This window comes from Burkholderia sp. BCC1985 (assembly GCF_905339915.1).
Taxonomy (GTDB): Bacteria; Pseudomonadota; Gammaproteobacteria; order Burkholderiales; family Burkholderiaceae; genus Burkholderia.
On the sequence record NZ_CAJPGY010000017.1, the window covers coordinates 59,604 to 72,840 of the forward strand.

Sequence of the window (13,237 nt, forward strand, 5' to 3'; positions counted from 1 at the left end):
GACGGCACGATGCGGTTCCGCTTCCGGACACTCGGCGCGGCGCTCGCGGCCACGCTGTTCGCGGCTGCGTTTGCCGTCGGCTACGCGAGCCCGTCGGCGTCGCCCGCCGGCGCCTTCGACGACGCGAATCGCGGCCGCCCGCTCGTGCCGCTCGGCTCGGAGCGGCAGTGCGAGCGCTACTCGGGCCTGCCCGCGAAGTGGCGCGACGACCCGAAGGCCGGGATGGTGCACCTGAGCGGCGGCGCGTTCGTGTTCGGCAGCACACGCGGCTATGCGGACGAGCGTCCGGCGGGCGACGGCAAGACGCGCGTCGGCGGCTTCTGGATCGACCAGACCGACGTGACGATCGCGCAGTTCGCCGCGTTCGTGCAGGCGACCGGCTATGTGACCGAGGCCGAGCAGCAGGGCGGCGCGGCCGTGTTTCATGTGCCGACGCGCGACGAGCTGAACGCGCGCGACCTCGCGTGGTGGACCTGGGTGAAGGGCGCATCGTGGCGGCAGCCGCGCGGCCCCGGCAGCAGCGTCGACAGGCTCGGCAACCTGCCCGTCACGCTCGTCACGCAGCGCGACGCGCTCGCGTATGCGCGCTGGCTCGGCCGCGATCTGCCGACCGAAGCCGAATGGGAATATGCGGGCAAGGCCGGTCGCGACGACGCGTCGCTCGATGCGGCGCCGCGCGACGCGCAGGGCAAGCCGGCCGCGAACTACTGGCAGGGCGCGTTCCCGGTGCTCGATACGGCCGAGGACGGCCACGCGGGCCTGGCACCGGTCGGCTGTTATGCGGCGAACGGTTTCCACCTGTACGACATGATCGGCAACGCATGGGAATGGACGAAGGACACGTACACGGGCCCGCATCAATCGCACACGAACGGCGACACGGCGGCCGTCGCACCGCCGACGCGGCGGCACGACACGCCGATGGTGATCAAGGGCGGCTCGTTCCTGTGCTCGCGCGATTACTGCGTGCGCTATCGCGCGTCGTCGCGCGAGCAGCAGGAAGCGGATCTCGGTGCATCGCATATCGGGTTCCGCACGATTCTGAGGGATGCGTCATGAAGCGGGTGATGCATTGCGTTGCCGCGTCGCTGATCGTTGCATGCGGTGTCGCCCATTCGGGCTGGGTCGTTGCGGCCGAAACCGTCACGTCGACGATCCGCGTCGGCGTGACACGCGGCGTGCATGCGGACATCCTGGACGAGGTGAAGCGTGTCGCCGCCACGCGCGGGCTGAGCGTCGACGTCGTCGAATTCGACGACGCGTCGCGCATCGATACTGCACTCGCCGACGGCAGGATCGACGCGGCGAGCTTCGAGGACGCGCAGCGCCTTGCCGCGACGCGCACGGCGAAAGGTCATGCACTGAACGCCGTCGCGCCGACCGTCACGCTGCCGATGGCGCTCTATTCGCGCAAGATCAGGAGTCTGAACGAACTGCAGCCGGGCGCGACGGTCGCGATCCCGGCCGATTCGCGCGGGATGGCTCGCGCGCTCGTGCTGCTGCAGAACGATACGCTGGTGACGCTGCGCGACCAGGCCGGCCTGCATGCGACGCTGCGCGACGTGACGGGCAACCGGCTCGCGCTGAAGTTCGTCGCGCTGCGCCGCGACCGGCTGCATGCGGCGCTCGACTCGGCCGCGTTCGTCGCGATCGACTACGAGGACGCCGCGCGCGCGGGGTTGCAACCGGCGCGCGACAGCATCAATCTCGAGGATGCGCGCTCGCCGTATGCGAACGTGCTGACCGTGCGCGACGCCGACCGCACGAAGCCGTGGGTCGCGCAGCTCGTCGCCGCGTATCACTCGGACGACGTCGCGCATTTCATCCTGACGCGCTACCAGGACTCGGTGCGGCGGCCGTGGTAGACGACTATCGCCTCGCGTGCAATGCGTGCGGCCGCTGCTGCAACAGCGCGCCGACGCTGTCGTTGCGCGAACTGTTCCGGCATCGGCACCGCTTCGTCGGCGCGCTGACGATCCATCGTGTGCCGAAGCGGCGAATCGGTGAACGAACGCGCGCGGGCGGACGCGAGCATGCGCTCGACGCGGACGACATCGCCGCCTGCGATGCGCTCGCGAACGCGTTGTTCCACCGCGCACGCAGCGCGAACGACGAATGGATTGCGCTGACGCTTCAGGGCTACGACTATCCGTCGCTCGGGCGCTGTCCTGCATTGGCCGACGACGGCCGCTGCAGCGTGCATGCGGACAAGCCTTCGATCTGCGGCGCCGTGCCGCTCGATCCGATGCTGCCGGACCGCCTGCAATCCCGCGTGCTCGCCGGGCGGCGCGACGAGACGGCGTGGCTCGGTGCGAATTGCATCGTCGGCGCGGACGGCGGCACGGCTTCCCTCGATATGGCGTCGGCGCTGCCGCTCGTGACGGCAGGGCAGGTCGCGGACCGCGCGGCGCTCGACACGTTTCGCGATGCGCTCGCGTTCGAGCGTGCGGTATGGCGTGACGCGGTGTTCGCATCGCTGATCGACGGCGGACCGCAGGTGCGCGCGGCGTTGGCGCGGCTTGCGCCCGGCGGTTACCTGACGATGTCGATCGTGCCGGTGCTGCTGGCCGTCGCATCGGTGTCCGCGCATTGCCGCGCGTTGTGCATCGACTTCATCGACGCGCAGCGCGCGTTGATCGACGCACGTATCGAGGCGGCACTCGCACGCCGTCGTCTCGACGATCGGCCGCCACGGCGGGCACGCGCACCGACGCCCCGCGCATCGACGCGTGGCTCGACGATCGGCACGCTTCCACCGCGCTCACCGCGTGACACCGGCGGCACGCCGCGCGTGCCTTACACTTGCGCTCTTTCAACCGTCTCCGATGGGGCGCGCATGTACGCATCGACCTTCATTTTCCGTGCAGGGCAATACGACGACGAATTCCACCGCCTCGACCGGCAGATCGCCGACATGGCGCGCGCGACGCCCGGCTACCTCGGCGAGGAGACGTGGGAGAACGCCGAGGCGGGGCTGATCCAGAACGTCTACTACTGGGAATCGGAGGCGGCGCTGCGGCAGTTGATGCAGCATCCCGCGCATCTGGAAGCGAAGGCGAAGCAGGCGCGCTGGCTGGACGGCTATCGCGTGGTGATCTCGCAGGTGCTGCGCGAGTACGGCGACGGCAAGCTTGCGCAGCCGCATGCGCGGCAGCCGGCGTAAGGCGATCGCCGAACGGGCGCTTCAGGCGCCGTGCGTGACCGCCCGGCATTCCCACACCACATCAAAGCGCCTCGACCAGCAGCCGGTTGCTCTTCTCGCAATACTCGTGACACGCGGCGCGCGCCGCGATCGACGCGCCATGCACGAACTTCGGCGCGTCCGCCCGCCGCGACATCGACACGACGATCGACGGCGGCGACGGCTGCAGCGGCAGCTCGACGACCTCGCCGCTCGCGATCAGCGCATCCACGAACAGCACCGGAATCGCGGCGACGCCGAAGCCGTCGCGCACGAGCTGCACGATCACCGAGATCGACGGCGAGCCGGTGATGCGCGTCTCCGACAGCGGCACGCCATGCGCGTGCGCGAGCGTGCGCACGATGTCCTCGAGCGCGCGGTGCGGCGCGGTACCGCGCCCGTAGGTCAGGATCGGCTGGCGCAGCACCTGCCGCGCGAGGCCGGTGCGCGCAGTCGGCAGCAGCCCCGCGCGCGCGATCCAGCGCACCGGATAGTTCGCGAGCGCGTCACAGACGACCGACGCCTCGTCGCTTCCCTCCACGCGAATGATCAGGTCCAGTTCGCCGGCCATCAGCCGGCGCTGCAGCACGACGCTGACGTCGACGGTCAGGTCGATCTCCAGTTGCGGATAGTCGGCGGCGAGGCGGCGCAGGTAATGCGGCAGCCAGCTGTGCACGACCGTCTCGATCACGCCGAGCCGCAGCTTGCCGCGCAGCGCGCTTTCGCCGGCCGCGGCGGCCTGCAGCTCGTGCGTCGCCTCTACGACGGCCTTCGCATAGCCGAGCAGGTACTCGCCGTTCGGCGTGAGCCGGAATTCGCGGCTGTCGCGATCGACGAGCACGGTCTGCAATTCGTCCTCGAGCGCCTTCAGGCGCTGCGAGATCGCGGCCGGCGTCGCATGCAGCGCGGCGGCCGTCGTGCGGAAGTTGCGCAGCTTCGCGAGCGTGACGAAGGTTTCGAGGAAACGCGTGTTCATGGCGGTCGGCAAGGCGTTGGGCGCGCAGCTTGCCCCGCTGAAAAAATGAACGGGACTGGGGAAAACCCGGCTTCGTGTAAAGAAATTCTATACACGCGGCGCAAAAAAACTCGTTGGCGACAAAATTTTTTCTTTTCTATTCTTCGCCGTATCCGCTGACGCAACCGTCATTCCGACGACCTATCGATCTGCCCGCGACCATCATGACGCCTTCCGAATTCCGCCAGTCCGTGCGCAACGGCACGTTCCGCAGCCCGACGGCCGGCCAGTGCGGCCCGTTCGCGCAAGCGAATCTCGCGATCCTGCCGAACGCGTACGCGCACGATTTCCTGCGCTTCTGCCAGGCGAACCCGAAGGCGTGCCCGCTGCTGGGCGTCGGGGAACCCGGCGCGTTCCGGCTCGACGTGCTCGGCGAGGATCTCGACATCCGCACCGACGTGCCGAGCTACAACGTCTACCGCGACGGGCGCCTGACCGAGCGGGTCGAATCGCTCGAAGCGCTGTGGCGCGACGATTTCGTCGTGTTCGCGATTGGCTGCTCGTTCTCGTTCGAGGACATGCTGGCGCGCGAAGGGATCGGGCTGCGCCACATCGAGGAGGGGCGCAACGTGCCGATGTACCGTACGACGATTCCGAACCGGCGCGCGGGAATCTTCGGCGGCCAGCTGGTCGTGTCGATGCGGCCGCTGCGCGGCGCCGACGCGATCCGCGCGGTGCAGATCACGAGCCGGTTCCCGGGCGTGCACGGCGCGCCGGTCCATATCGGCCATCCTCAGGAACTGGGCATCGCCGATCTCGGCGCGCCCGATTTCGGCGACGCGGTGACGGTGCGCGACGGCGAACTGCCGGTGTTCTGGGCGTGCGGCGTGACGCCGCAAACCGCGCTGATGGACGCGAAGCTGCCGCTCGCGATCGCGCATACGCCCGGCTACATGCTGATGACCGACATCACGAACGCGTCGCTGGCCGTGTTCTGACCCGACCGAAGCCGGCGGCCCGCACGGGCGCCGGTCCGGCCCCGACGCGGCGGCATGCCGCGACCGCAGACGATCCGCCCGGCCGGAGGGCGGCGCGCAGCCGCAGCGCGACGCGCGCAAGCAACGCACGACGCAAGCAACGCACGACGCAAGCAAACGCACGACGCAAGCAACGCACGACGCAAGCAACGCACGACGCCGACACACCACGCGAACACACGACGCAAGCAACACACGACGCAAGAAGCGCACGACAAACACGACACGCACGACACGCACCACACGCACGGTCTCGACCGCATATTTCGACAGGAGCTTCACCATGGAAAGCAAGACCCTCGCGGCGCCCGCCGCCGACCCCGCGGGCCCCGCACGCAACGGCCTGTTCGGATGGTATGCGGACGCGCAGCCGCGCGAACGCCGCGCGTTCTGGAGTTGCAAGGTCGGCTACATGCTCGACGGGATGGATACGCAGATGCTGTCGTTCGTGATCCCGACGCTCGTCGCGACCTGGGGCATCTCGCTCGCGGACGCCGGCTTCATCGGCACGATGACGCTGCTCGCGTCGGCGCTCGGCGGCTGGATCGCGGGCATCCTGTCCGACCGGATCGGCCGCGTGCGCACGCTGCAGCTGACGGTGCTGTGGTTCGCCGTGTTCACCGCGCTGTGCGGGCTCGCGCAGAACTATCACCAGCTGCTCGCGGCGCGCGCGCTGATGGGCTTCGGCTTCGGCGGCGAATGGACGGCCGGCGCGGTGCTGATCGGCGAAGTGATCCGCGCCCGCGATCGCGGCAAGGCGGTCGGCCTCGTGCAGTCGGGCTGGGCGATCGGCTGGGGGCTGTCGGCGCTGCTGTATGCGCTGCTGTTCTCGGTGCTGCCGGCCGAACAGGCCTGGCGCGCGCTGTTCCTCGTCGGCCTCGCGCCGGCGCTGCTGGTGGTCGTGATCCGCCGCTACGTGAAGGAGCCGGACGTCTACGAGAAGGAGAAGGCCACGCAGGCGAAGGTAGCCGACGCGCCGCGCCTCACCGAAATCTTCGCGCCGAAACTGCTGTCGACGACGCTGCGCGCGGCGCTGCTGACCACCGGTGCGCAGGGCGGCTACTACGCGATCACGACCTGGCTGCCGACGTTCCTGAAGACCGAGCGGCACCTGACCGTGATGGGCACCGGCGGCTATCTCGCGATGATCATCTTCGGCTCGTGGGTCGGCTACCTGACGAGCGCGTACCTGACCGACCGGCTCGGCCGCAAGCCGAACTTCATCCTGTTCGCGCTCGGCTCGATGGTGATCGCGTTCGCCTACACGTCGCCGGTGCTGCACCTCACGAACGCGTCGATGCTGTGGCTCGGCTTCCCGCTCGGTTTCTTCGCATCGGGCATCTTCTCCGGGATGGGGGCGTTCCTCACCGAGCTGTTCCCGACGCGGGTGCGCGGCTCGGGCCAGGGCTTCTGCTACAACGTGGGCCGCGCGATCGGCGCCCTGTTCCCGTTCCTGATCGGCGCGCTGTCGAAGCACTACGGGCTCGGCGCGAGCATCGGGATCTTCGCGGTCGCCGCCTACGGCGTGTTGATCGTCGCCGCGCTGACGCTGCCCGAGACGCGCGGCCGCGAACTCGACGCCGCATAACGCCGCATGGGCGGGCGCCCGCCCGCCGCCTTTCTACCGCTCCCTTTTCATCGAAGCCCTCACGCGGCGCGCGACGCGCGCCGTGCGGCGGCGCTCGTCCTTCGTTCAACGACGCATCGAGTTCATCGCCATGACTGACCGACACACTTTCCCCGTTTCCTCCGACGCCGCGCGCTGGCAATTCTGGATCGACCGCGGCGGCACCTTCACCGACATCGTCGCGCGCCGGCCCGACGGCTCGCTCGTCACGCACAAGCTGCTGTCGGAGAATCCCGAGCAGTATCGCGATGCGGCCGTGGCCGGCATCCGCCACCTGCTCGGCCTCGCCGACGGCGAGCCGATCACGCCCGAGCGTGTCGACATGGTGAAGATGGGCACGACGGTCGCGACCAACGCGCTGCTCGAACGCAAGGGCGAACGCACCGCGCTCGCGACGACGCGCGGCTTTCGCGACGTGCTGCGCATCGCGTACCAGAACCGGCCGCGCCTGTTCGATCTCGACATCGTGCTGCCCGATGCGCTGTACGAGACCGTCGTCGAGGTGGACGAGCGGATCGGCGCGCACGGCGACGTCGTCGTGCCGCTCGACGCGCAACGCGCGGAAGCGGCGTTGCGCCGCGTGTTCGAATCGGGCGTGCAGGCGCTGGCCATCGTGCTGATCCACGGCTATCGCTACACCGCGCACGAGCGCGCGCTGGCGGACCTCGCGCGCCGGATCGGCTTCACGCAGGTGTCGGTGTCGCACGAGGTGTCGCCGCTGATGAAGATGGTGTCGCGCGGCGATACGACGGTGGTCGACGCGTACCTGTCGCCGATCCTGCGCCGCTACGTCGAGCAGGTCGCGCACGAGATGCCCGGCGTGAACCTGCAGTTCATGCAGAGCAGCGGCGGCCTGACACGCGCCGACGCGTTCCAGGGCAAGGACGCGATCCTGTCCGGCCCGGCCGGCGGCATCGTCGGGATGGTGCGCGCCGCGCGCGCGGCCGGCTTCGAGCGCGTGATCGGCTTCGACATGGGCGGCACGTCGACCGACGTGTCGCACTACAACGGCGAATTCGAGCGCGTGTTCGAGACGCAGGTCGCCGGCGTGCGGATGCGCGCGCCGATGATGAGCATCCACACGGTCGCGGCCGGCGGCGGTTCGGTGCTCGGCTTCGACGGCGCGCGGCTGCGCGTCGGGCCCGAATCGGCCGGCGCGAACCCGGGGCCGGCCGCCTACCGGCGCGGCGGCCCGCTGACGGTGACCGACTGCAACGTGATGCTCGGCAAGATCCAGCCCGATCACTTCCCGCGCGTGTTCGGCCCGCATGCGGACCAGCCGCTCGACCGCGACGGCGTGGCCGCGAAATTCGCGGCGCTCGCCGACGAGATTCACGCGGCGACCGGGCGGCGCGACACGCCCGAGGCGCTGGCCGAAGGGTTCCTGGAAATCGCGATCGGCAGCATGGCGAACGCGATCAAGAAGATCTCGGTGCAGCGCGGCCACGACGTGTCGCGCTACGTGCTGACGACGTTCGGCGGCGCGGGCGGCCAGCACGCGTGCGGCGTGGCCGACGCGCTCGGGATGACGCAGGTGTTCGCGCATCCGCTCGCGGGCGTGCTGTCCGCTTACGGGATGGGGCTCGCCGACCAGACCGCGATGCGCGAGCGCGCGGTGGAAGCCGTGTTGTCCGATGAATCGTTGCCGGCGCTGAACGCGGCGCTCGACCGGCTGGCCGACGACGCGGTCGGCGCGCTGCTCGAACAGGGCGTGGCGCCGGAGCGCATCGCGACCGAGCGGCGCGTGCACCTGCGCTACCAGGGCACCGATTCCGCGCTCGACGTGCCGGCCGGCAGCGTCGTCGCGATGCAGCAGGCGTTCGAGGCCGCGTACCGGCAGCGCTATGCGTTCCTGATGCCCGGCACGCCGCTGGTCGCCGAGCTGGCATCGGTCGAGGCGATCGGCCGCTCGGATGCGCCGGTCGAGATCGCACCGCTCGTGCCGCGCGACGCGGGCGCGGCGCCGGGCGCGCACAGCGCCGTGCGTTTCCATTCCGGCGGGCAATGGCACGACGCGGCGCTGTACGTGCGCGACTCGCTGCTGGCCGGCGACACGATCGACGGCCCGGCGATCGTCGCGGAGAAGAACGGCACGACCGTCGTCGAACCCGGCTGGCGCGCGCAGATGACCGCGCAAGGCAACCTCGTGCTGACCCGCACGACGCCGCTGCCGACGCGCCGCTCGCTCGGCACCGATGCCGATCCGGTGCGGCTCGAGATCTTCAACAACCTGTTCATGTCGATCGCCGAGCAGATGGGGCTGCGGCTGCAGAACACCGCGTATTCGGTGAACATCAAGGAGCGGCTCGACTTCTCGTGCGCGATCTTCGACGGCGACGGCAACCTGATCGCGAACGCGCCGCACATGCCCGTGCATCTCGGCTCGATGGGCGAGAGCATCCGCACGGTGATCGAGCGCAACCGCGGCCGCATGCGCGACGGCGACGTGTTCATGCTGAACGACCCGTATCACGGCGGCACGCACCTGCCGGATGTCACCGTCATCACGCCGGTGTTCGCGGACGGCTCGGACACGCCGCTGTTCTACGTCGGCTCGCGCGGCCACCATGCGGACATCGGCGGCACGACGCCGGGCTCGATGCCGCCCGATTCGACGCACATCGACGAAGAGGGCGTGCTGATCGACAACTGGCAACTCGTGTCGGCGGGCGTGCTGCGCGATGCCGACACGCGCGCGCTGCTCGCATCGGGCCGCTATCCGGCGCGCAACGTCGAGCAGAACATGGCCGACCTGCGCGCGCAGGTCGCGGCGAACCAGAAGGGCGTCGACGAGCTGCGGCGGATGGTCGGGCAGTTCGGCCGCGACGTCGTGCTCGCGTTCATGGGGCACGTGCAGGACAACGCGGAAGAAGCGGTGCGGCGCGTGATCGGCGCGCTGCAGGACGGCGCGTATCGCTATCCGCTCGACAACGGCGCCGAGATTCGCGTCGCGATCCGCGTGGACCGCGCCGCGCGCCGCGCGGAGATCGACTTCACCGGCACGTCCGCGCAGCTCGACAACAACTTCAACGCGCCGAAGGCCGTCTGCATGGCCGCGGTGCTGTACGTGTTCCGCACGCTGGTCGGCGACGACATCCCGCTGAACGCCGGCTGCCTGAAGCCGCTGACGGTGATCGTGCCGGCGCGCTCGATGCTGAACCCCGAGTATCCGGCGGCCGTGGTATCGGGCAACGTCGAGACGTCGTCGGCGATCACCAACGCGCTGTACGGCGCGCTCGGCTGCGTCGCATCGAGCCAGGGGACGATGAACAACTTCACGTTCGGCAATGACCGCTACCAGTACTACGAGACCATCGCCGGCGGCAGCGGCGCGGGCGACGGCTTCGCGGGCGTCGGCGCGGTGCAGACGCACATGACGAACTCGCGGCTGACCGACCCGGAGGTGCTCGAATGGCGCTATCCGGTGCGGCTCGACTCGCATCGACTGCGCGCGGGTTCCGGCGGCGCCGGGCGCTGGCGCGGCGGCGACGGCGCGGTGCGGCGGATCCGCTTCCTCGAGCCGATGACCGCGTCGATCCTGTCGAACAACCGGATCCACGCGCCGTTCGGCGCGGCGGGCGGCGAGGCCGGCGCGCTCGGCCGCAACACGATCGAGCGGGCGGACGGCACGGTCGAGACGCTCGAGCATATCGGCCGCGCGCAGATGGCGCCGGGCGACGTGTTCGTCGTCGAAACGCCGGGCGGCGGCGGGTACGGCGCGGCGGGCTGAGCGACGGGGTGTGACGTACGCGGAAAGCGGTGCGGCGGGGCGCTCGCCGCACCGCTTTCTATGGATTCCGGGCCGCGATCGCACCGGTTCCATGCATGCTGCTGCATCGGCTGCGCGGTCCGGCGATCTATTCGCTCGCATCGATCGACGCGATGTTGCAACAGCGCTGGGAATAAGGGCGCGCATTCACGCACGAACGGGCAACGAGAATCCCCGATTCCGCGCGCGGCGCAATGCGATCCGACCCCGCCGAAGTGCCGTGCCGACACATCGCTGCCGGGATGCCTCGATTTCCCGCAAACCGCCGTCCGGCGGGGCGCTCCGGCGATTCCGCAGTTCTGGTCCAGCGCGCTCGCCACCGGCTTCGCGCCTCCCATCGATCACGAAAAATCCGTCATGCCAACCGAGTTCCGATTCCTTGACACCCCGTTCCAAATGTGAGTGCCAATCTTCTTCGTCATTTGATAAGATGGGTTCCATCATTCGTTTGGAAAACCTGCGCGCGAGATGCGCGAACGCCGGTTCGCATTGGTTGGAAACAAGTACGGAACGAGGGCCACTGGCACGGTCATCACGACTGCCCCACCGGGTACGCGCACTGCGCGCGCGGGGATCGGGGGCGGCCGGCTCGCCTCCGTCTACACTGTGCGTTTTTTCTGGATCGGGGCGTGTCCATGGATGACGAAAACGATCGCGCCGTGCTCGAAGCGCATCTCGGTACGCATAGCCCGTGCTGGCGGCTCGGCAGCGACAGCAATGCACTCGAGCTGGCCGCCGTTCGCGGCCTGACCAATGTCGCGGTGGCACTGACCGGCGAGCAGGCCGCGCGAATCCGCGCGCTCACCGGCGTCACGTCGCACCTCGTGCTCGAACTCGCGCTGTTCGGCGATCCGGTCAGCCTCCACCTAGTCGGCAGGAAGGTCGACACCGCCAATTGGGCCGGCACCGCCTCCGCCTATTCCGATACCGCGTCCGTCGCGGGCGACCTCGCGCACGGGCTCGCGTTCGCCGAGCAGGTCGTGTCCGAGGTGAATTCGCTCGTCGTGATCCTCGACCGCAACGGCATGGTGCAGCGCTTCAACCGCCTGTGCGAGGAAGTGACCGGCAAGCGCGAGGTCGACGTGATCGGCCGCAGCGCGTTCGAGCTGTTCATGAGCCCCGACCAGGGTGCGCAGTCGCGCAGCAACATCACCGGCTTTTTCGCGAGCAACCGGGCGTTCGAGGTCGAGCGCTACATCAACACGGTCAACGGCCCGCGCCTGTTCCAGTTTCGCAACAAGTTCGTGCAGAGCGGCAGCGGCGCCGACGAGCAGTTCCTGATCTGCTCGGGCGTCGACGTCACCGAGGAGCGCAACGCGCAGCAGCGGCTCAGCGAACTCGCGAATTCCGACGTGCTGACCGGCTTGCCGAACCGTCATGCAATCAGCGAGCGCATCCGCGTCGCGCTGGCCGCGGACCGCACCGACGTGCGCGGCCAGGTCGGCATCCTGTTCCTCGATCTCGACAACTTCAAGCGCGTCAACGACCACTACGGGCACATCACCGGCGACCGCCTGCTGCAGGACGTGTCCGCGGTCATCGGCGGCTGCCTGCCGTCCGGCGCGACGCTCGCGCGGCTCGGCGGCGACGAATTCCTGGTGCTGTTCGAGCACGGCACGCGGCCGCTGCTCGAGGCGACCGCGCAGATCATCCTCGAGCGGCTGCGTACGCCGATCCACCTCGGGCTGGTGGAGGTCTACACGAGCTGCTCGATCGGCATCGCGATGTATCCGCAGCACGGCGATTCGCTCGAAACGTTGATCCGCAGCGCCGACACCGCGATGTACGTCGCGAAGGAAGAGGGCAAGCATACGTACCGCGTGTTCTCGCTCGAGATGAACCAGAAGGTCGCGAAGTACATGTGGCTCGACACGAACCTGCGCAAGGCGCTCGAGGAAGAGCAGTTCGTGCTGCACTACCAGCCGGTCGTCGACATCGCGACCGGCGACGTGCACGCCGTCGAGGCGCTGATCCGCTGGCAGTCGCCGGATCGCGGGCTCGTCGCGCCGATCGAGTTCATCCGCTTCGCCGAGGAATCGGGGCTGATCGCGCCGCTCGGGCGCTGGGTGATGCGCACCGCGGCCGCGCAGGCCGCCGCGTGGAAGGCGAAGGGGCTCGACGTGCGGATCGCGGTGAACGTGTCCGCGCGGCAGTTGCAGGACATGAACATCGTCGATCAGTTCGCGTCGATCCTCGACAGCGCCGGGTTGAAGCCGAGCCTCGTCGACATCGAGCTCACCGAAAGCAGCTTCATCGAGGACGAAGAAGCGGCGCACGAGCTGATGAAGCAGTTCCGCCAGCTCGGCGCGGAGGTTCACCTCGACGATTTCGGCACCGGCTATTCGTCGCTGTCGCAACTGTCGCGGCTGCCGCTCGATTCGATCAAGCTCGATCGCAGCTTCATCACGGGCATCGACCGCAACCCGCGCTCGCAGGCGCTGGTGCGCTCGGTCGTGTCGCTCGCGCGGGCGCTGAGTTTCTCGGTGGTCGCCGAGGGCGTCGAGACGCACGCGGAAGCCGAATTCCTGAAGCAGATCAACGTCGACCACGCGCAGGGTTTCTACTTCGCGCGGCCGATGCCGGCCCAGGCCTTCGAGGCCTGGCTCGCGGAAACCAGAAAGCTCAGGCTGATCGCCTGAGCCTCCCCGCATGACGGGCGCCGCCGCAT

General features: G+C 69.2%; 8 protein-coding genes and 1 pseudogene. 8 read left to right on the forward strand and 1 reads right to left on the reverse strand.

Features of this window, described 5'->3' with window-relative positions; all coding sequences use genetic code 11:
- The first annotated feature begins 9 nt into the window (after window positions 1-9).
- The 4 genes and pseudogenes from U4Z31_RS19140 (at window position 10) to U4Z31_RS19155 (ending at window position 3,163) form a co-directional block, all read left to right on the forward strand.
- Window positions 10-1,059 carry a formylglycine-generating enzyme family protein gene (locus U4Z31_RS19140; RefSeq protein ID WP_321811077.1) on the forward strand — a complete coding sequence of 350 codons (1,050 nt, stop codon included), beginning with the start codon at window positions 10-12 and terminating at the stop codon, window positions 1,057-1,059.
- Window positions 1,056-1,865, forward strand: a complete 810-nt coding sequence (locus U4Z31_RS19145; protein ID WP_321811078.1) for a MetQ/NlpA family lipoprotein — start codon at window positions 1,056-1,058, stop codon at window positions 1,863-1,865. Before U4Z31_RS19140 ends, U4Z31_RS19145 begins: the two co-directional genes overlap by 4 nt.
- Window positions 1,859-2,772: pseudogene (locus U4Z31_RS19150) on the forward strand (YkgJ family cysteine cluster protein). Before U4Z31_RS19145 ends, U4Z31_RS19150 begins: the two are co-directional and overlap by 7 nt.
- A 64-nt stretch (window positions 2,773-2,836) precedes the next feature.
- Window positions 2,837-3,163 (forward strand): antibiotic biosynthesis monooxygenase family protein, encoded by a 327-nt coding sequence (locus U4Z31_RS19155; protein ID WP_044847291.1) that lies wholly within the window; start codon window positions 2,837-2,839, stop codon window positions 3,161-3,163.
- A 61-nt stretch (window positions 3,164-3,224) separates the two neighbouring features.
- Here the strand turns inward: U4Z31_RS19155 and U4Z31_RS19160 are convergent, their stop codons facing one another.
- A complete protein-coding gene (locus U4Z31_RS19160; RefSeq protein WP_044847290.1) occupies window positions 3,225-4,157 on the reverse strand; it encodes a LysR family transcriptional regulator in 933 nt (310 codons plus the stop codon).
- Between the two features lie 203 nt (window positions 4,158-4,360).
- On the opposite strand from U4Z31_RS19160, the gene U4Z31_RS19165 reads away from it, so the two are divergent.
- The 4 genes from U4Z31_RS19165 (at window position 4,361) to pdeR (ending at window position 13,208) form a co-directional block, all read left to right on the forward strand.
- Window positions 4,361-5,134, forward strand: a complete 774-nt coding sequence (locus U4Z31_RS19165; protein ID WP_321796440.1) for a putative hydro-lyase — start codon at window positions 4,361-4,363, stop codon at window positions 5,132-5,134.
- A gap of 322 nt (window positions 5,135-5,456) precedes the next feature.
- Window positions 5,457-6,761, forward strand: a complete 1,305-nt coding sequence (locus tag U4Z31_RS19170) for an MFS transporter (protein ID WP_044847288.1) — start codon at window positions 5,457-5,459, stop codon at window positions 6,759-6,761.
- Window positions 6,762-6,891: 130 nt separating this feature from the next.
- Window positions 6,892-10,530: a hydantoinase B/oxoprolinase family protein gene (locus tag U4Z31_RS19175; protein WP_321811079.1), complete on the forward strand. Its 3,639-nt coding sequence runs from the start codon at window positions 6,892-6,894 to the stop codon at window positions 10,528-10,530.
- 674 nt (window positions 10,531-11,204) lie between these two features.
- A complete protein-coding gene (pdeR, locus tag U4Z31_RS19180) occupies window positions 11,205-13,208 on the forward strand; it encodes a cyclic di-GMP phosphodiesterase (RefSeq protein ID WP_044847286.1) in 2,004 nt (667 codons plus the stop codon).
- The last annotated feature ends 29 nt before the right edge of the window (window positions 13,209-13,237 follow it).